We start from the raw sequence: 19,404 nt of genomic DNA on the forward strand, positions 1-19,404 counted from the left end.
AGACAATGAAACCATACATAAAATACAGAATGCTTTTTTTACTTTCCTTTCTCTTCATGGCAACATCATGTTCAAGTGAGTTGGAATTATTTCCAGAAGAAAGTATTAGTCCCTCACAATTGGAAAGTTCGGACCTACCGCAATTGATCAACGGGGTGTACAACAAGTCCACAGTTGGAATAGGGAATAGATTTGTGGATTTTGATTTGCTAGCCAATCATTTACAAGCTACTCCCCTTTTTGCAGGTGATGATGTGAATTTTGTTAGAAACAGATTGAGCCCAACACAAACCGAAAGTTGGTGGTTGCAACTTTACGAAATTGTTTATAATGCCAATACATCACTTGAAGTTATTGATGGGTTAGAGGGTGATTTTAATAATGAGAGAGCCACAGCTCTTTATCTTAGGGGATTGGCCTATTACTACTTGGCAACACGTTTTGGAGGGGTTCCTCTGTTACCGGCAAACACCACCGAAATAGTGCCTCGAAGCAGTGCCGCAGACACCTGGAGTTTTATCGTTAATGATTTGACCACTGCCTTGCCATTAGCGGAAGATTTCAGCAACCAACATTTTGTATCCAAGGATGCTATTAGGGCTTTGGCAGCACGGGTTTACTTGACACAAGGCAATACCTCCGAGGCGCAGAATATGGCGGAGGCGGTAATCACATCCGCAGCAGGGAACTTTGCTTTGGAATCCGAATTTGCTTCAATTTTCAGTAAAAATGGCAATCAGGAAGTCATTTTTGCCTTGGGCAATGACCCTGAGGAGTTGGTACGACAATATGTGACCTTCAACCCTAATGATCATCCAGTTTCTGGGTCCCAACAGTTTGCTCCTACAGATGATATTTTTAATACATTATATGATGTTGCCGATTTAAGAAGAGAGGCCACTTTAATTGTCTTCAACGGTCAAAATATAGTCAACAAGTATACGGAGAGTACAAACATGCCCGTGGTGGTAAGTAGGTTGGCCGAAATGTATTTGATCAGTGCCGAAGCCCAAGGATATCCCGCAGGGAATACAAGGTTGGACGAACTTAGAAGTATTCGTGGGCTGGGCCCAAATGTGGCAACTGATCAAGATAGTTTTATCGATGCCATCCTTGATGAAAGACAACGCGAGTTTTATGCCGAGGGTTTTTACTGGTATGATCTTGTTAGGACCGGAAAAGCCATTGAACGTTTGGAGAACGTCACTGATCAAAATCAGTTGTTGCTTCCCATACCTCAACGCGAAATAGATTTGGCCGAATTGGAGCAAAATCCTGGATATTGATTTTCATGTAAGATTTAGTTTGAGATAGTTTAGTTTGGAAAGGGGAGTGGAATTATTTTCCCTCCCTTTTTTAGTTAAAACACTTTTTAAATGAAAAAATATCCAATACAGAGGATTATTTCCTCAATGGCGTTTATCATGTTGATATCTGCGTCCTGCAATCCAGACCTACCGAAAGTTCCGGATCTATTGCTTGGCCAAGCAGGATTGAATCAAAATGTTGCAGTTGAAAAGCTTGCATCAGGAATTACCCACTTCCAAGTGGAAAGAGGCAAAGTATCCAATGAAGATTTTTATACGCTATCCACTGGAGCCATTTCCCAAAGTGCATCGGACTCATTGGTGATAAGGCTCAAAAACTTGGGGCTTTCATCACGAATCGAAAAAGCGGCCGAAACCAATCCCCACGGTCTTTCACTTGGAGTTATTATCAGAACAGGAAAATACGATACGCACGAAGATGCCAAACAAATGGCAAAAAAGTTACATCAACAAGGCGTTGATATGGCAATCAGACACACTTCAGAAGATGGAAACCCGACCACAGGTCCTTTTCAAATTAGTCTGCTGGAAATTGACCTGAATCAATTCAATGGAAATATCAAGGCCGTTCTGGGAAAGGGCAAAATTCAGGAAAAAGAACTTACCTCCGTTATTTCAAATAAGAACAACGCCATTGCGGCCATAAATGCAGGATTCTTTGCATGGAACACCACGGTAGGAGTTACTGGTGATCCTGCTGGCCTCTCCATAATTGATGGGAAATTGTTGAGTGAAGCAACCAATGGAAGAGCCGCATTGATTATCGATAATAATACTCTCAAGAAAATTTCCATTGCACACAATGTCAAAACCAACATTAACATAAAACTAAAGGATACCTCATTAGTAATAAATGGGATAAACCGATCATTGGGAAAAATATTGAATTGTGGTAATCTGTCCAATTCAGGAATTGAAATTCCAGTACATGATTTTGTTTGCAAAAATGAGCATGAGATTGTGGTCTTTACACCTGAATTCGGTGAGAGAGGAGAGGCAGGAAAAGGAATTGAAATTGCCGTCAACATGGCTAATAGAGTAATCTCCATTTCAAATGAAAGAGGAGGTAAAATACCCGAAGATGGATTTCTTGTTCAAGCAACAGGAAATTGTGTGGAACAACTTCGCAAAAGCATAGCGTTGGGTGGGCAAATCGAATTGGTTAAACAAGTAAACAGCGATGAGGGACCTATTCCTTTGAAAAAGGGGGTATTTGCCATAAATGGGGGGCCTACGCTTCTACGAGGCGGAGAAATGCAATTGTCGGATCGGTATAAAGAAGGCTGGGAAACCCAATTTGATCGCTTCCAAATAAGCGATGAGTTTGTGGACAAAAAAGACAAGGCTGCAATTGCCGATAGGAAGTCCAACAATAGGCATGGTTTTTACCATGGCTGGGTGGTCCGGCGCCATCCAAGAACTGCTATTGGACTAACAACAGACAATAAAGCCTATATCGCCGTGGTCTATGGCCGTCAACCGGGAATTTCCGCTGGGGCCTCCATTACCGAAATGTCCAATTTGCTAAAAAGCTTCGGTGCTGTTGAAGCCTTTAACCTGGATGGCGGCGGCTCAAGCATGATGGTGGTCCAAGGAAAGAAAACAGGAACATCCTCTGATAAGGAAGGTGAAAGAGCCATTGGAGATGCATTGATCTTCACAAAAAATTAAATGATAATCCAAACGAATGAAACAAAATAAACATCCCATGATATCCGAATCAGAATTGATTTTAAACACCGATGGAAGTATTTTTCATCTGCACCTCAAACCAGGACAGGTAGCTGATACTATAATCTTGGTAGGTGACCCAAAACGCGTGGATATCATTGAATCACTGATGGAAAGTGTTGAGTTGAAAGTCTACAACAGGGAGTATGTAAGTATGACCGGGTCATACAATGGGCTAAGAATGACGGTGGTATCCACTGGTGTTGGAATCGGAAATATTGACATTGTGATGAACGAACTGGATGCTCTGGTCAACATCAATTTTGAAAACAGAACGGTCAAAAAAATCCGAAGAAAATTGGACTTCATTCGGATAGGTACCTCAGGAAGTCTTCAGGCCGATATACCTGTAAATTCCTATGTAATCTCGGAAAAATCGGTGGGGTTTGATAACCTACTGTACTTTTATAAGGACAGTCCCTCAGTTTTAAATGAGAAATTCAGCAGGTTAATGCGAATGTTGGTCAAAGAACATTCCATATACCTGAATCCCTATGTTATCGATGCCTCGAAAGAACTGGTTCAAAAATTAAAAAGTGAAGGTATCCACACTGGAATAACCATTACATCACCCGGATTTTATGTTCCCCAGGGCAGGGAACTCAGATTGGCTGGAACCTTGGAAAACATCAATGATCAACTGTCAAGCTTTGAGTATGATGGGTTTCGAATCACCAACTATGAGATGGAGAGTTCCGCTCTTTATGGGCTTGCCAAAATGCTAGACCATAATGCGATCGCTATTTGTTTGATCATCGCCAACAGGCTCAACAAAAATGCCAATCAAAATTATAGGGGACATGTAAAAGAGCTTGTACGACATGTACTAGATCAAATAACAGGCTAATTAGTTTACGCCTTAATTTTCAATGACATAAAAATTTAATTATCAAAAAAAATATTGTATGTTTGTACTATATGTATAGTACATTAAAACAATGATCAGTTTCAAATTAGATCCAAAAACGGGTATTCCCTTTTATCGCCAAATCATCGATCAGATAAAATTTGGCATCGCTTTTGGCAACCTTAAAACCGGGGAACAATTACCTACGGTAAGGTCTCTCGCAGTAGATTTGAAAGTGAACCTAAATACGGTCGCTAAAGCCTATAAAGAGTTGGAAATTCAAAATATACTTGAAACACAACAAGGTACAGGGACATTCATAAGCCAAACCAAAATTCAAATATCGGAAGAAGAGAAAAGGGCCAAACTAAACGAAATATGTAATGAATTTTCCACTATAGCTTTTAGCTATGGATTTTCAACAGATGACATAATTAATCAACTTAAAAAACAGCATTAAGATGAAGACTTCTATTAAAAAAATTGGGAATCCCATTTCCACAGCAATCATAATTTCTGGTCTGGCCTTATGTGCTGGATTGTATTTTTTTGACATTGTAGATTTGAAAGTAACAGCTATTCTGTTCTTATTCTTTCTATTTATTGCCAAGTCAATCCATATTGCAGATCAGTGGGAAAAAGCAGTGGTTTTGAGAATGGGTAAATATAAAGGTTTAAGAGGCCCAGGGATTTTCTTTATCATTCCTGTTATTGATCAAATAGACAAATACATTGACCAGCGTGTTCGCGTGACAGATTTTAAGGCGGAACAAACCTTGACCAGGGATACCGTTCCAGTAAATGTGGATGCCGTAGTTTATTGGACCGTTTGGGATGTTGAAAAAGCGGCTTTGGAAGTGCAAGAATACGAGAAGGCCATTTTTTATATTGCACAGACCGGACTTAGGGATATTATTGGAAAACATGAACTGGCGGATATACTTCAAGACAGGGACAAAATAGCGGATGACCTGCAAAAAGTACTTGACCACAATACCGATCCATGGGGTATAACTTGTCAAAATGTAGGTATAAAAGACATCATTATTCCGCAGGCTCTGGCTGATGCCATGAGTAAGGAAGCTCAAGCCGAGCGGGAACGTAGGGCACGTGTAATTCTGGGAACAGCTGAAACGGAAATAGCCCATAAATTTTCCGAAGCAAGTGAGCAGTATAGTGAAAACCCAGTAGCGCTACATCTAAGAGGCATGAACATGTTGTTTGAAGGCCTGAAAGAAAAAGGGTCCATGGTAATCGTACCCAGTTCGGCTCTGGATTCCATGAATCTAGGGGCAATGGGCGGTTTGGTATCATTATCCAAAGCGAATGAACCAACCAAGTCGTAGCACTGATTTTTAAGACTAGAATTGAACAAATCTGAAATGTTGTCCCAATAAAAAAAGCCGAAATCTAAGATTTCAGCTTTTCTTTGAAGTACTCGAGGTGGGAATCGAACCCACACTCCCGAAAGAACTGGATTTTGAATCCAGCGCGTCTACCAGTTCCGCCACTCGAGCATTAATTTTTAAAAAGGACTGCAAAGCTAAAAAATTATTTTGTTTACCACCAAAAAATACCTTGATTAATCCTTTAGCAACCCAAATTAATTTTTAAATTTGCACCTCTTTTATCAGAAAGAGCTTTAAAAAGCTAGTTAACAAGAGTTTGCAATGGCATACCAAGTTCCAGAACCTAAGATTTTTGCATGTACCCAGAGTACCGCCCTTGGGGAGAAAATAGCAGCTTCCTATGGCGCAAAACTAGGAAAGGTCCAGTTTTCCAGATATAGTGATGGCGAGTTCCAACCTTCTTTTGAAGAATCTATAAGAGGTGCGCGTATTTTTATCATCGGATCCACCAATCCAAGTTCTGAGAACCTAATGGAAATGTTGTTGATGTTGGATGCTGCCAAAAGAGCTTCAGCTAGACACATTACAGCGGTTATGCCCTATTTTGGATGGGCAAGACAGGACAGAAAAGATAAGCCACGTGTTCCCATTGCTGCCAAACTGGTAGCCAAAATGTTGGAAACTGCAGGAGCCACTCGAATTATTACCATGGATCTGCATGCAGATCAGATTCAAGGATTTTTTGAGAAACCGGTTGATCATCTTTTTGCGTCTACCTTGTTTTTGCCCTATGTGAAAAGTCTAAACTTGGACAATCTCTGCATTGCATCACCTGACATGGGAGGATCCAAGAGAGCTTATGCATATTCCAAAGCACTGGAAAGCGATGTGGTCATTTGTTACAAGCAGCGCGCCAAAGCCAATGTAATTTCGCACATGGAGTTGATTGGTGAAGTAAAAGGCAAAAATGTTATACTTGTTGATGACATGGTGGATACAGCGGGTACCCTGACCAAAGCAGCAGATTTGATGATTGAAAGAGGGGCCCAAAGTGTACGTGCCATTACCACACACGGGTTATTATCTGGTAACGCGTATGAAAGAATAGAAAATTCAAAGTTGTCCGAACTTATCGTTACCGATTCCATTCCAGTGGAACACAACAGAAAAAAAATAAAGGTATTGGGCTGTGCCGACCTTTTTGCAGATGTTATGCACAGGGTCCATCACAACACATCAATATCTTCAAAATTTTTAATGTAGCCTTCGACTACGCTCAGGCTGACAAGCTTGGCAATTCGAAAATGAAATAGGATAAATTAAATATTATATAGATTAACAAAAGTTATGAAGTCAATTACTATCAAAGGATCCCAAAGAGAAAGCGTGGGCAAGGTATCTACCAAAGCCTTACGTAATGCTGGAAAGGTCCCTTGCGTGCTGTACGGAGGGGATAAGCCAATGCACTTTTCAGCTGATGAGCTAGCATTTAGACATTTGGTGTACACTCCCAACGCACACACTGTTGTGATTGAGTTGGAAGACGGTCAAACGTTTGAAGCCGTACTACAGGACATTCAATTTCACCCTGTATCGGATAAGATTTTACATATCGATTTCTACCAATTGTTCAAGGACAAGCCGGTTACTATGAATATCCCGGTTCGTTTGGAAGGGAATTCTCCAGGTGTTAGAAATGGTGGACGTCTACTTTTCAGAAAAAGAAAGCTTGCTATCAAGGCATTGCCAGACTTATTGCCTGATTTTATCACCATTGATATTTCAAAGCTGCGAATTGGTGGAACCATTGCCGTGGAAACACTTTTGAATGACGACTATACTATTCTTCATCCTGACAGCACTGCTGTTGTTCAGGTAAAAGCTTCCAGAACATCTGTTGATGACGAAGAGGAAGAAGAAGAAACTGAAGAAGGTGCAGAAGGTACTGAGGCAGCAGCAGAAGGTGCTGAAGCTCCAGCAGCCGAAGGTGCTGAATAGTTTTAATAGATTAAAAAAGCATCCCTATTTTTTGTATTCACAAAATTTGGGATGCTTTTGTATTTTTGGACAAATGGAAATCCGCCCATGTTCCAATTCATCAAAGCGTTTTTTAGCACTTCAAAACAGCGATTGCCAGAAATAGATGCCATGAAAAAATTCCTTATTGTCGGTCTAGGAAATATAGGCTTGGAGTATGCAGAAACAAGGCACAATATTGGGTTCAAAATATTGGACTTTTTAGCTGAAGAAGAAAATTTTGTCTTTGAAAGTGCCAAATTGGGAACAGTCGCCACTTTTAAATACAGGGGCAAGAGCATTCTATGCCTTAAACCATCCACTTATATGAACCTCAGTGGCAAAGCAGTAAGATATTGGATGGAAAAAGAGAAAATTCCTTTGGAGAACATTCTTATTGTCACCGATGATATTAACCTCCCTTTTGGCACCATACGGGTTAAAACAAAAGGCAGTGATGGTGGGCACAATGGCCTTAAAGATGTTCAGAACACTTTGCAGACCTCAAAATACAATAGGTTCAGGTTTGGCGTGGGTTCCGAATTCAGCAAAGGAAAACAAGTTGATTATGTGCTAGGCAAATGGAATGAGGATGAAGCCAGCGCACTACCGGAACGTTTGAAAAAATCTGCTGATTTGGTTCGTTCATTTGTGTTTTCGGGTACAAAGAACACCATGAATCAATTTAATGGTACTTAGTTTAAAATACTTTAAATTCAAAAAGTCCCGAACCTGAAGTGTTGCCTTCCTGATCCGTTGTAATAACTTTCCAAAAATAAACCGTGTTGGATACCACTCCAACGGTAAATTCCATTGTTTCGGACGTTGTCGTTCCCACTGATGTTGTTGGCGGATTCTGGTCTGAAAAGAAAACTTCAAAAGATTCAATATCATTGTCAACATCAGCTCCAAGCCATATCAGCGTAACTTCATTTGCAATGTCTTTTTGTACAGTTGATCCCGAAACAGGGCTTACCAATTGTGCGGGAAAAGGTGCATAAGTTGTTTGGGAACCGGAGTTATAGAACAACCATGTCTCACTTGTGGCTATTTGGTCCGATTTGGAATTAAGGGAATTCACAGACCATGAAAAAGGGGTTCCCTTGGCAATGGATAGGGTAGCAGAAGTGGTAACTGTTGAAACTGTTTGGGGAACATTGGTATTTAAATTTACAACACTTAAGGTGTAACTGTCCGTGTTTGCCGAGGTTTGCCATTCAAAAGTAACTTGACTCTGGGTCTCATTGATACTTACTCCCGTGGTACATTCAGAATTCTCCGAGGGAAAAATCAAACTTGCGCCCTCTGGAGCAGGCGGTGGATCGTCATTGCCACCACATGACCAAAGCAAAACTAATATCCCTAAACTATGAAAAAACCACTTCATTCCTTAATTAATTTAAATGTCTCCTTTACTTCTGTAGTCCAAATACCCATATAATAAACACCTGTGGGCAAAAAAGAAAAATCCATCTCAAGGTCATTCCCATTGACTGATTTTGTATCAGACATTACATGTTTTCCATTGGCCGAGAACAACTCAACCTTTACCTGCCCATTATACCCATTAAGAAAAACCTTGGTAATTGAACCAACAGGATTGGGGTGGAGAATAGGTTTGGTTGAAGAGAAAAATGTTTCTTCAACAACGCCTTGACACGGCAAATTGGTAAATACCTTTAACGTATTAATACCATTCTTTAATTCCAATTGAATTTCTGATTCTTTGGTTTGCGTGACCAGACCATTTAGTTCTACATTGTATAGGTCACCTCCATTCAACGAAATATTCAGGATACTTCCATTTGCTGTCGCCGATGCAGTTAAGATTTCAGGTTCTGTTACAACAGCATTAAAACAAACTTCTTGGTAATCAATAGAGCCATCCGTTCCTGTAATACACAAAGTATAGCTTCCTGCACTCAGATTTGGAAAGGTGTGCATATCGGTAAAATCCATATTAAAAGTTGATCCACCACCACTCAACACAGCAGAATATGTTATTGAAGTATCCAACACGGTTACTGAAATAGAGCCATCATTGTTATTTCTGCATGCTTCACTTTGTACAGCTATTGAAAAGTTATCTGCAGGAAATCTGTTCACCGGACAACCGTTTGTATCAACTTCAACTCCTTTTGGAGTCCCCAAACACAAGTCATCACCATCATCAAAAACACCATCATCATCATCATCTGGCCTAAAAGCACCTTCGGCACATATTTCTAACGAGAAGGCAACCAAAGAACCACCATCTCCATTGGCAGTATCCTTGATCTCCAGTGTCCATTCCCCAAGAGTAGATTCGCCGTTTACCGAAGCTAACGAACCCAAAGGGCTTACCGTTCCAGAAATTGCAGGGTTATCTGAACAAACAATAGCTACTCCATCATCATCAAAGACAGCATTGATATTGTTCAAATCTCCACATGTATTGGAAATCAATGCTACCCGTGTTCCAGAAGGAGAAATCAGGGTTATCACCAAATCTTCCAAATAAGTATGCGTGAGTTCCAAGCTTACATTGATATCAGACACAGGAAGGTCATCAAAAATTTGCACCGACGTTGTCACCGTTGGCATACCACTTGCCGAAATTTGTAACGGAAGTCCACTAGGATCAGAGCTTTTACAATCCTCTTGTATTGTGGTAAAACTGAAAGGTGTTCCAAAAGTTCCTGTCCCACAATTATTTTGGGGTCTAACCCTCCAAAAATATTCTGTTTGCGGGTTAAGATTGGTTGTTTGATAAAAATTGAAAGGAATCGTGGCTGATTCCACTATGCTGGTAAATCCAACGTCGGTTGCAATCTCTACATCAAAATCTGTATATAAATCATTGGCTTGCCAATTCAATTGTGGGTTTATGGAGGTATTCGCTTCGGTATCTGTTGGGTTCAGTAAAACTACGTCAGCAAAATTTCCATCACGTATAGCCAATGATAAAACCACATTTTTTGTGATTGATGTGGATGTTGACGTAACTGTAATGGGGTAAACTCCGGGAGTTACGGCATTGGTGTTTGAAATGGTCATATCTACAGCGGTATCATTCGCATCTGCTTGAGTTGGAGCAAAAGATACCGTTAAACCGGCAGGTAGACTCGCCGAAAATGTTGATGTTTCAGTAAATCCAGAAAAGGTTTGATATGTAAATGGAATTACAATGTCATTTGGCTGGCAAGCCTCAAAAGAAAGGTTTTGAAAACTCAAAACCACTTGCGATTCTTGAATGGAAAAATCGGAAGAGTTAACTGCAAAAAAGACATTGTTGCTGGCTTTTACCATAACCCGTGCCGTAGTGGTAGCATTGCCCGGTATAAGCACTTCCTCTGAGCCATCGTTCAACGTATTATCTGCCAAGGTAATGGGAAAGGTCACTCCTCCATCCAATGACAGAAAAATATCCACAGTCCTAGAATCAATGGGAGAAATATTGGTATTGGCCACATCCCAAGTAATCTCTTGGACAGAGCCGCCTTCATACATTACATTGGAATCTTGGGAGGTAACGGTAAAAGGTCCGGCAGAATTAATCACCTGTACATTCAACACATCAGAAACTACTTGCCCACCTCCGGCGGCATTGTCCCTTACCGTAAATGCAAAATTCAAATCTCGTTCTATAGTAGAAACTGTTTCCCAGGGCTCATTGATTGCTGGATTGGTTTGTGTCAAATTTCCTTGAACAACACTTGACAACCTGGGAAAATACCTTTTTGGGTCCGTTGTGGGCGGCAAAGATCTAAAAGTTGCGCCACTAGGGTTTTCTGGACCAAAATTACCAGTGGTAACCACCCCATCATCTATTTGTTCCCATGTATAGGTAAGCACATCTCCCGCATCACTGTCCGTAGCTGCCCCTTCTAGGACAAAAGCAGTGCTTTTGGGAATTATATAGTCCCCCATTGGTGTTAAAACGGGCGGAGAATTGGTCAAAGCTGTTGTTTGTGCACAAGAAACGGATTGCACATAGTTGGAAATTTGAAGTATGCTGTGGTAATGAAAGTAATCATCCCCATTAGGGGCCACATCATTACCGTTGACAATGCCTGCATAGCCCATAATTGTGGTTCCGCTAGCGGGTTCTGCCTGAACTCCAGTTCCTTCAGACTCAAAGGACCATGTATGGTTAGCTCCAAACTGATGCCCCAACTCATGGGCAACAAAATCTAGATCAAATACATCTCCCTGGGGAGTGTCAGCGGAGGCAAAAGCACTCCCTTTTCTATTATCTACACAAACCGACCCAATGAATCCGGCATTACCATTGTTCTGTGTTGGCAGTTCTACCTTATGGAATAAGTGTCCAACATCATAGTTGGCCTCACCAATAGTTGATGTCAATGTACTTTGTACTTCTCCATTAAGGTTCCCGTTATATGGATCTGTACCTCCATCGGTAAAAATGACCAAATCATTGTTTGGCACCAATTCCAAGGTAATTCCCAAATCTGTTTCAAAAACTTCATTTATTCTGGTAACCGTAGCATTGATAGCAGCCAATGCATCAGCGACCGTACCACCATGAAAATCAGTATACTCGCCTGTTGCGGAAACAGCTAACCTATACTTGCGCAAAAGCTGATCATCCACCAGAGGCGTAATGGTCTTTCCAATGCCTTGTTGAGGCTTCTTATCAAGACTTTGTTGCATTTTTCGGGTATGACAAACAAACCCTTCTTTTAAGGCGTTTCCCTTTCCTTTTTCATACACAACGTACGCATCCCTTTTATTGGTCAACCTTTCCATAAAAGTACTATTATGACCATTCAAATCCACAATCATACTTTGCAGGCCTTTATGGGAACTACTAAGCTTAACCTTATACTGACCATCTACACTATAACCTGTAAAGGATTTTATATTTGGGTACTTTTTTGCCAAGTCTGGGTGAAACACAGAGGTTTCCCTAATTTCAAAGGCAATTACACTTCCATTTTGTGCTGGTAGGTATATAACTTGCCTATTATTTTTTGAAGAGGAAAAAGACTTCAGTTGCTTGGAAAACCTTTCTCCATCTAGTGAAAAAACACCCTTAGCATTGTCCATATTCCTAATCGAAACACTCTTGAAGCTGGATTTCTTAGGAATTGATTTCCAATAACCTTGCTGCGCATATGTACAAAAGCAGATAAAAAATATGGTTATTGAAAAAACAAGATGTAATTTAGCTTTCATACGCATGGGGCATAAGTCAAATTCAAAAATAGCCTTTTTTATTTTTCTTTATTTGTGGAAACAATCCAGGGTATTTCTCAGTTCACCAACACTTCTTTTCAAACCGCGGTTACCATTGGTACTTTTGACGGGGTACATCTTGGCCACAGAAAGATATTGGAACGCCTCATAAATGATGCCAAAAACACTGGCTTAAAGTCTACCGTGCTTACATTTTTCCCGCATCCCCGGATGGTTCTGCAAAAAGACACCGATATTAAACTGCTCAACACCCTTGAGGAAAAAAAACAGATTCTGGACACCTTAGGACTGGACTACCTTATCGTTCATCCTTTCACTAAGGATTTTTCTAGGCTCTCTGCTACCGAATTTGTACGGGATGTTTTGGTGAACAGTCTAAAAACCAAAAAAATCATTATTGGTTATGACCATAGATTTGGCCGAAATAGAAATGCAAACATCCAAGATTTAATTGCCTTTGGAAATACCTTGGATTTTGAGGTGGAGGAAATCCCTGCCCAAGAAATTGACGAGGTCTCTGTAAGTTCCACAAAAATCAGGAACGCCTTAATGGAAGGTGATATTGCAACCGCGAACAGCTACCTTAGTTATCCGTATATGCTGACCGGCACAATTCAAAAAGGAAAGGGCCTAGGTAGGCAGTTTGGATTTCCAACCGCAAATCTTCATATAGCGGAAACATATAAGCTTATTCCCAAAAATGGGGTCTATGTAGTGAAGAGCATGATTGGGACCACGGAGTATTTTGGGATGATGAATATTGGATTTAACCCTACGGTTTCAGGAACAGAAAGAACTATAGAGGTCAACTTTTTTAAGTTTGAGGGAAATCTGTACGACCAAACCATACAAGTGGTCATATTGCACCGTATACGGGACGAACATAAATTTGATTCGGTTCAAGAGCTTCAAGAACAACTTAAAAAAGACAAAGAGCAATCTTTAGTGTTAATTTCAGAGCAACATGCTTGATCAATTCCTTTTTAAGAAAATAGACAATGCCCAATTGATTGTTTTTAGGGTATTCTATGGACTATTGGTTGCTGCCGAATGCTTTGGTGCGATTGCTACTGGATGGGTACGGAAAACTTTGGTTGAACCCAAATTCACTTTTTCCTTTATTGGCTTTGAATGGATACAACCGTTACCGGGAAGTGGTATGTACATTTATTTTGTCCTTATGGGCATACTTGGACTTCTGATTACAGTTGGGTACAAATATAGATATAGCGCCTTTGCCTTTGCTTTTATGTGGACCGGTGTTTATCTAATGCAAAAGACGTCATATAACAATCATTATTACTTATTGATGTTATTGGCCTACATTATGGCCTTTTTGCCCGCTGGTCGTGATTTTTCATTGGATGCCAAAATAAACCCAAAGGTTCAGTCCAATTCCATGTTCAACTGGATAAGATGGATCATAATCTTACAGTTGTTCATTGTTTATACCTATGCATCAGTTGCAAAATTATATGGAGATTGGTTAGATTTTAGCATCATAGAGCTGCTAATGCAGTCCAAGGACGACTATTTTTTAATAGGTGATTTTCTACAACAAAAATGGGTGCATAAAATAGTTGCATATTTTGGCATCTTTTTCGACCTACTGATTGTTCCGGCATTGCTTTGGAAGCCAACTCGGAAAATTGCTTTTGCGCTATCCATATTTTTTCATTTATTCAATAGTATTGTATTTCAAATAGGTATTTTCCCTTATTTATCTTTAGCCTTCATAGTGTTCTTCTTTCCTCCGCAAACCATAAGGAACATTTTCTTAAAGCGAAAAGAAGTGGTCATTGAAGACACCGATCAGCCATCAAAAAACAGGAAGTGGGTATTGGTGATTTTGGGATGTTACTTTATGGCACAACTGCTTCTTCCATTAAGACACCACATGATAAAAGATGATGTGTTGTGGACCGAAGAAGGGCATCGAATGAGTTGGCGAATGATGCTCCGGAGTCGCTCTGGAATAGTGCATTTTAAAATCATCAACAAAAAAACAGGAGAGGAAAGCAAGGTTAATTTAGATGACTATCTCACCAAAAAACAAAAAAGAAAAGTGGCCAGCTATCCAGATTTTACTTGGCAGTTTGCGCAATATTTAAAAAAGGACTACGCCTCCAGAGGAGAAGACATCCAAGTTTTTGTAAGCTGTAAAGTAAAGGTCAACAAGGGCAAATTCCATGAGTTTATAGACCCCAAAGTTGATTTAGCAGGTACACCGTGGAAACATTTATCACATAATGATTGGATAAGGCCTTCCAGTAAAGAAGATTCTGATAATCGATGAGAAGTTTGCTAAATTTCTGTGCCAAAACAAGTATGTTTGAAACCATGAAAAATCCCGCTAAAAAATTAGCGGGACTTCAAGCTAAAGAGTAAAAACTAACCAACTCTAAACTAAACCAAATTTAATATTTGCTTGAGCTTGTCGAACAGGCTCAATTATTACAGATTATAGGTTATTCTATACTAGAAGCTGCAAAAGTGAATTCGTCAAAATTGGCAGTCACTCCACCACCAATGGAAGAAATCCCAACTACTCTTACATACCTATAATTTGTTGGGGCTTCTGGAATTTCCACTTCAAAAGTTGGACTCGTGTTATCAGTAACATCCAATAATTTCACCCATCCCTTGGCAACTGCATCAGCTTCCCAATCTGCTATGGTGCCAGCGTCAATATCGGCGGTATCACCTTGACTAAGATCATTGGTGCCCCAAATTTGATAAGCTGCCGGACTTCTATCACCACAACAACCAGATCTTTCATCTAAACGAAAACCTCTAAGTTGTGCCGTAACACCCAAATCAAAGCTCATTACCCATGGATACTCATCTTCAGGAGAATCGCAGCTATGCCAAAATTCTCCAGTGGCCCCATTGGTCAATCTTTCATAGCTAGACCCATGACATCCATCCGTAGCGTCAAAAGGTAATTTAAGAGCGCTTATCAAACTATAATCTAGGGCAAAACTACTTGGAAAAGTACCCTCCAATGGATTAGATTGAAACTCCTCAATAGCATTTTCCGTGGGTTTATATGACCCAGAGATACTGATTGTCCCTCCCAACTTGTAACTGTCAATAACAACTTCTGTTACATCATTGGGCAAATCCATTTGCTGCATTACCCCATCCGCATCTTCATAACTTAAAATAGACGACAATAACCCCTCCAAAGGGTCTGAAAACTGCAATGTTACATTTTCGGATGTGGCCCTCATCTGCGTAACAGCCCTATTAAGTAAAGTAGCTTGATATTTTGCTCCATATACCCTAAATGACACTTCTTTTTGAATGGAACTGTTCCCATTATCATCTTCCAAAACGACCTTATAGGAATAATCCCCCTCATCAAGGTTAAGATCAAATTGTAGGGTGTTGTCCACCAAACTGCTCCTATCTACATTAAATTCATGAACTGCATTTTTATCAAGATCAAGAATTTTTCCCTTACTAATTTTTGGATCTGCGTTCACAGTCACAAAAAAACGGCTTTGGTCAACACCCAAAGGAACTACAATTACGGTATCAGGTGTTCCAATATATACCGTTTCGCCGTCTTTTGTAAATTGATCAAAAGTCTCGGTCTGGGTCTCACAACCTATTATAAGCAATGCCAAACCAAATGAGAACATTCCAATTTTAGTTATTAAATTTTTCATTTTATCTTTTTATATTTTTTGCATCAAATATTGATTTTATCATTAAGCCATGGTTACATAAACCAGTTAAGGCTATTCTTCAATCTGCCCATAAAATTCAAGTTCCATGACATGAGTGAAATTGGTTCCTGACCAGTTTTCAAAAACCACAAAACGGATAAAGCGAACAGGAGGCGCATCAATAGGGAAATTAAATTCTAAGCCCGACGCGGCCAATGCCCTGTCTTCCGCACTATTGGAGCCCACAGGAGCTCCAGATGGTTTGATTACCTCACCATTTTCCACCAATCTGGTCCATCCTTCTAGGGATGCACCGTTATCCGCTGGAATTTCATCTATCCCCCATATCTCAAAATACCTAGGGTCTCCGTGTCCAAAAGGTGTACCACAGCAATCTCCCTGTCGAGGCCAAAATTTAAACCTGCTCAGCTTGGCTGTAACCCCCATATCTACCGAGAACATATGATAGGCCTCTGTATAAGGAAATACAACTGAACCCAGATTGGACTGATTTGTATGAAATCCAGCTCCACCTGCGGTACCATTAAAAAGATTGCCCAATGTCCAACCAAATGCAGTCTCTTCATCTCCGCTCAGAACTTCGCCGTTCATGGCCAATCTATCCAAGATTACTTCTTCCAATGGCGTTACATCAGCTTCAAATAATGAGGCACTATTATCCCAACGATCAACAGCTTCAATGCCAAATTTTGTCATTACCGGCGGGAACCCTCTAAAAATGTGAAATGTATTTTGACCGTTTTCAATAAAAGCAGATTGCTGGTAAACTCTCTCCCCGTTTTCTATGGTATATAACAAAAATTCGATTTTAATATCGTCTTCATTGTTATACTTGAGCCTTGGCCCTCCAAAATCTTCAACAAGCTCAAGGCTTTCAAAAACTTTCTTCAAAGGGGACTTCTCGGGATTGATAGTAACACTGATCGGAGTCGATTTATTCTCACTACGGTCCACTGTAATCAGACTTACCTGTACCGGATCAGTTATATCAAGCCCCTCAATGGTCACAAAATCCTTGAAAACGGAGGATCGTGTACTCACAGGTTCACCATTGCGTTCATAAATGGCTTCAACATATAAAACATCCTCATCAGAAGGTGTTTTGTAGCTTATTTTAGCTCCTCCAGGTAGGTTTTGTACCGAAACTTCGGAAACTGCACCTGGAATAGTGGCATCAGTTACAAGAGGTCCTCTTGCCTCTTCATCGCATGATATTAACGCTACAAGTAGCAGTGATAGCAGCATTGGAAAATTAGCAGTTATCTTTTTCATGTTATCTAAGTTTTTAAAATTTAATGATTTTACCATCCCGGATTCTGAATCAACTTATTGTTTGTAATAATATCCCTTTCCGAAATGGGCCATAAATAGTCTCTACTTTGAAACTTATATGTTCCCAAGCTTATAACATTGTAAAACGCTGCTGGAGTTTCACCTTCAATGTTCCATCCCAATATGTCCGTATTCAAAAATTCAGTTGCGCGTTTCCATCTTCTAATATCCCAAAAACGCTGTCCTTCAAACACCATTTCAATCATACGCTCGTCATGGATAATATCTCTTAGTCCATCCTTGGTAGTAGGCTTTGTAGGATCACTCGATGCTGTCGCCCATGAATCTACAACTCCGTTCAGACCTGCACGATCCCTGACCCTGTCAATCCATGCATGCGCTTGATTTGTACTTCCAGATTCGTTTAGTGCTTCTGCATACAACAAGTACAAATCGGCCAAACGTACTGCAGGAAATGGATAAGCTCTCAAACTATAGCCTGTAGCTCCCCCTGTCCGTTGTACATTTTCATAATAGACCAATTTTTTGGCCCAATATCCTGATGCCGCAAAACGCTGGGCATCCAGTTTTCCAGATTTTTGTTTCGACAAAGCCTGAGGGAACAATAAATTAGTATCGTCTTCTCTACCATGTCCCATCCAAGTACCACCATCAAAACCAATGGATGCATAAAATCTAGGCTCTCTGTTAAAGTGTAGTTTAGCCGTTTCATGCCCGGGTGTGATATTGTACAAATCGGCATCCGTTGCTGTGGTAAGTTCATACCTTCCAGCGTAATCGTAATTTACATCCTCGTCAATAGGCACACCATTATCAGAATAGAACATTTCAGCTATCTGTAATGGAGGGGACCACCATGATTGTACGCTTTCCCTGTTTTCACCGGTTAAACCAGTGGCTATTTTTGCCTGGGCCCAGTTTTGAAGGGTAGTTACCGGATCTCCCGATATTCCCCAAACAATCTCAGGATTCCATCTTTCCGTAACAGAACCTCTTATGCTCAATTTGGTTATTGTGGTGTCTGACCAAGTAGGAAGTGCATCGGTAAATTGGTATAGTGAATGTCCATTGGCTTCGGCAAGCTCTATGGCCTGTTGACAGGCACTGGCTGCTCTAACCCACTTTTCTTCGTTATACACAGTACTGATAAGCTCGTTACCATCACTATCCAAAAAACTTGAATAATCCGCATTACCATTGAATAAAGGACTAGCTGCTGTCACTAATGCCTTTGCCTTTATGGCCGCGGCAATTGGTGCCGTAATCCTACCCAATTCAGACCCTTCATCAGCAATAGAAGTAGGTAGGTCCGCTATGGCCTCATCCAACAATTCCACAATATAATCGGTTACTTCTTCTACCGAATTCCGAGGCACTCTTACGGCATCTACACCTTCACTCACCTCAATATTCTCCCGGACAATGGGAATAGGCCCATACATACGCATTAAATAAAAATGGTAATAGGCCTTTAAAAACTTGGCCTCCGCAACCCATCTTATTTTTTCGTCCTCTGTAAGGTTAAATGGTTTGTCCACGTTCTCCAAGAAAATATTACAATCCCTTAGCGCTACAAAAAGGTTGCTTATACTCCCCGATCCCCAATAGCTCATTAAAGGAGTAGACACATTTTGACCTCCTTGGGCCAATATGGCCGAAGGCCAATTTCTGGAAACATTGGTATTTACAAATATCTCATCCCCACTGCTAAGTGCAGGATTGGCGTTGGCATTCTCATATGCTGGCAAATACCCATAAAGGGTCGCTAAAAAGCGCTCGGCAGAATCTCTGGTCTCAAAGGCGTCTTCTATGACAGCAATGTTTTCTGGAACAACATCAACGTAATCTGAGCATGCCACTACGTTCAACATGAACAAAATGGTCATTGCCCCTTTTAATATTTTTATCTTCATGATCTTCTTTTTCTTAAATTGATTTAATGA

15 protein-coding genes and 1 tRNA gene are annotated in these 19,404 nt (G+C 40.4%); 10 read left to right on the forward strand and 6 right to left on the reverse strand.

Annotated elements, in window-relative coordinates; translation table 11 throughout:
- Window positions 1–5: 5 nt before the first annotated feature.
- From ACOQO1_RS11845 to ACOQO1_RS11865, 5 genes are all read left to right on the forward strand, one after another.
- Entirely contained in the window at window positions 6–1,286 is a 1,281-nt protein-coding gene (locus ACOQO1_RS11845; protein WP_420603090.1) for a RagB/SusD family nutrient uptake outer membrane protein, read from the forward strand.
- Window positions 1,287–1,376: 90 nt separating this feature from the next.
- Window positions 1,377–2,999: a phosphodiester glycosidase family protein gene (locus ACOQO1_RS11850; protein WP_420603091.1), complete on the forward strand. Its 1,623-nt coding sequence runs from the start codon at window positions 1,377–1,379 to the stop codon at window positions 2,997–2,999.
- Between the two features lie 16 nt (window positions 3,000–3,015).
- Window positions 3,016–3,906 (forward strand): nucleoside phosphorylase, encoded by an 891-nt coding sequence (locus tag ACOQO1_RS11855; protein ID WP_420603092.1) that lies wholly within the window; start codon window positions 3,016–3,018, stop codon window positions 3,904–3,906.
- 91 nt (window positions 3,907–3,997) lie between these two features.
- Window positions 3,998–4,366, forward strand: coding sequence for a GntR family transcriptional regulator (locus tag ACOQO1_RS11860; protein WP_420603093.1), 369 nt, complete (start codon window positions 3,998–4,000; stop codon window positions 4,364–4,366).
- A 1-nt stretch (window position 4,367) separates the two neighbouring features.
- Window positions 4,368–5,252, forward strand: coding sequence for a slipin family protein (locus ACOQO1_RS11865; RefSeq protein ID WP_420603094.1), 885 nt, complete (start codon window positions 4,368–4,370; stop codon window positions 5,250–5,252).
- A gap of 89 nt (window positions 5,253–5,341) precedes the next feature.
- Here ACOQO1_RS11865 and ACOQO1_RS11870 read toward each other — a convergent pair.
- A tRNA-Leu gene (locus ACOQO1_RS11870) sits at window positions 5,342–5,423 on the reverse strand.
- Window positions 5,424–5,576: 153 nt separating this feature from the next.
- Here ACOQO1_RS11870 and ACOQO1_RS11875 point away from each other — a divergent pair.
- From ACOQO1_RS11875 to pth, 3 genes are all read left to right on the forward strand, one after another.
- Window positions 5,577–6,518: a ribose-phosphate pyrophosphokinase gene (locus ACOQO1_RS11875; RefSeq protein ID WP_420603095.1), complete on the forward strand. Its 942-nt coding sequence runs from the start codon at window positions 5,577–5,579 to the stop codon at window positions 6,516–6,518.
- 84 nt (window positions 6,519–6,602) lie between these two features.
- Window positions 6,603–7,253 carry a 50S ribosomal protein L25/general stress protein Ctc gene (locus tag ACOQO1_RS11880; protein ID WP_420603096.1) on the forward strand — a complete coding sequence of 217 codons (651 nt, stop codon included), beginning with the start codon at window positions 6,603–6,605 and terminating at the stop codon, window positions 7,251–7,253.
- Between the two features lie 87 nt (window positions 7,254–7,340).
- Entirely contained in the window at window positions 7,341–7,970 is a 630-nt protein-coding gene (gene pth / locus ACOQO1_RS11885; protein WP_420604329.1) for an aminoacyl-tRNA hydrolase, read from the forward strand.
- A 1-nt stretch (window position 7,971) separates the two neighbouring features.
- Here pth and ACOQO1_RS11890 read toward each other — a convergent pair whose 3' ends face one another.
- The gene (locus tag ACOQO1_RS11890; protein ID WP_420603097.1) at window positions 7,972–8,658 is read right to left on the reverse strand and encodes a hypothetical protein; all 687 of its coding nucleotides are present in this window, start codon (window positions 8,656–8,658) and stop codon (window positions 7,972–7,974) included.
- Window positions 8,655–12,323: a reprolysin-like metallopeptidase gene (locus ACOQO1_RS11895; protein WP_420603098.1), complete on the reverse strand. Its 3,669-nt coding sequence runs from the start codon at window positions 12,321–12,323 to the stop codon at window positions 8,655–8,657. The genes ACOQO1_RS11890 and ACOQO1_RS11895 overlap by 4 nt, the downstream gene beginning before the upstream one ends.
- 183 nt (window positions 12,324–12,506) lie before the next feature.
- Between ACOQO1_RS11895 and ACOQO1_RS11900 the strand changes: the two genes are divergently transcribed.
- Window positions 12,507–13,445 carry a bifunctional riboflavin kinase/FAD synthetase gene (locus ACOQO1_RS11900; RefSeq protein ID WP_420603099.1) on the forward strand — a complete coding sequence of 313 codons (939 nt, stop codon included), beginning with the start codon at window positions 12,507–12,509 and terminating at the stop codon, window positions 13,443–13,445.
- The gene (locus ACOQO1_RS11905) at window positions 13,438–14,769 is read left to right on the forward strand and encodes an HTTM domain-containing protein (protein WP_420603100.1); all 1,332 of its coding nucleotides are present in this window, start codon (window positions 13,438–13,440) and stop codon (window positions 14,767–14,769) included. Before ACOQO1_RS11900 ends, ACOQO1_RS11905 begins: the two co-directional genes overlap by 8 nt.
- Window positions 14,770–14,941: 172 nt before the next feature.
- On the opposite strand, the gene ACOQO1_RS11910 is transcribed toward ACOQO1_RS11905, so the two are convergent.
- The 3 genes from ACOQO1_RS11910 to ACOQO1_RS11920 all read right to left on the reverse strand — a co-directional run bounded on the left by ACOQO1_RS11910 (window position 14,942) and on the right by ACOQO1_RS11920 (window position 19,374).
- Window positions 14,942–16,147 carry a DUF4998 domain-containing protein gene (locus tag ACOQO1_RS11910; protein WP_420603101.1) on the reverse strand — a complete coding sequence of 402 codons (1,206 nt, stop codon included), beginning with the start codon at window positions 16,145–16,147 and terminating at the stop codon, window positions 14,942–14,944.
- A 72-nt stretch (window positions 16,148–16,219) separates the two neighbouring features.
- Entirely contained in the window at window positions 16,220–17,440 is a 1,221-nt protein-coding gene (locus ACOQO1_RS11915) for a DUF5000 domain-containing lipoprotein (RefSeq protein WP_420603102.1), read from the reverse strand.
- A gap of 29 nt (window positions 17,441–17,469) precedes the next feature.
- Complete coding sequence (locus ACOQO1_RS11920; RefSeq protein WP_420603103.1) at window positions 17,470–19,374, reverse strand: RagB/SusD family nutrient uptake outer membrane protein; 1,905 nt, start codon at window positions 19,372–19,374, stop codon at window positions 17,470–17,472.
- Window positions 19,375–19,404: the final 30 nt, after the last annotated feature.

The sequence above is a fragment of the Flagellimonas sp. genome (genome assembly GCF_965222555.1).
Classification (GTDB): Bacteria; Bacteroidota; Bacteroidia; order Flavobacteriales; family Flavobacteriaceae; genus Flagellimonas.

Excerpts from the sequence above, each read along its gene's own strand:
- ACOQO1_RS11845 (WP_420603090.1), top strand. The coding sequence starts at position 6 with ATGAAACCATACATAAAATACAGAATGCTTTTTTTACTTTCCTTTCTC.
- ACOQO1_RS11850 (WP_420603091.1), top strand. The coding sequence starts at position 1,377 with ATGAAAAAATATCCAATACAGAGGATTATTTCCTCAATGGCGTTTATC.
- ACOQO1_RS11855 (WP_420603092.1), top strand. The coding sequence starts at position 3,016 with ATGAAACAAAATAAACATCCCATGATATCCGAATCAGAATTGATTTTA.
- ACOQO1_RS11860 (WP_420603093.1), top strand. The coding sequence starts at position 3,998 with ATGATCAGTTTCAAATTAGATCCAAAAACGGGTATTCCCTTTTATCGC.
- ACOQO1_RS11865 (WP_420603094.1), top strand. The coding sequence starts at position 4,368 with ATGAAGACTTCTATTAAAAAAATTGGGAATCCCATTTCCACAGCAATC.
- ACOQO1_RS11875 (WP_420603095.1), top strand. The coding sequence starts at position 5,577 with ATGGCATACCAAGTTCCAGAACCTAAGATTTTTGCATGTACCCAGAGT.
- ACOQO1_RS11880 (WP_420603096.1), top strand. The coding sequence starts at position 6,603 with ATGAAGTCAATTACTATCAAAGGATCCCAAAGAGAAAGCGTGGGCAAG.
- pth (WP_420604329.1), top strand. The coding sequence starts at position 7,341 with ATGTTCCAATTCATCAAAGCGTTTTTTAGCACTTCAAAACAGCGATTG.
- ACOQO1_RS11890 (WP_420603097.1), bottom strand. The coding sequence starts at position 8,658 with ATGAAGTGGTTTTTTCATAGTTTAGGGATATTAGTTTTGCTTTGGTCA.
- ACOQO1_RS11895 (WP_420603098.1), bottom strand. The coding sequence starts at position 12,323 with ATGGACAATGCTAAGGGTGTTTTTTCACTAGATGGAGAAAGGTTTTCC.
- ACOQO1_RS11905 (WP_420603100.1), top strand. The coding sequence starts at position 13,438 with ATGCTTGATCAATTCCTTTTTAAGAAAATAGACAATGCCCAATTGATT.
- ACOQO1_RS11910 (WP_420603101.1), bottom strand. The coding sequence starts at position 16,147 with ATGAAAAATTTAATAACTAAAATTGGAATGTTCTCATTTGGTTTGGCA.
- ACOQO1_RS11915 (WP_420603102.1), bottom strand. The coding sequence starts at position 17,440 with ATGAAAAAGATAACTGCTAATTTTCCAATGCTGCTATCACTGCTACTT.
- ACOQO1_RS11920 (WP_420603103.1), bottom strand. The coding sequence starts at position 19,374 with ATGAAGATAAAAATATTAAAAGGGGCAATGACCATTTTGTTCATGTTG.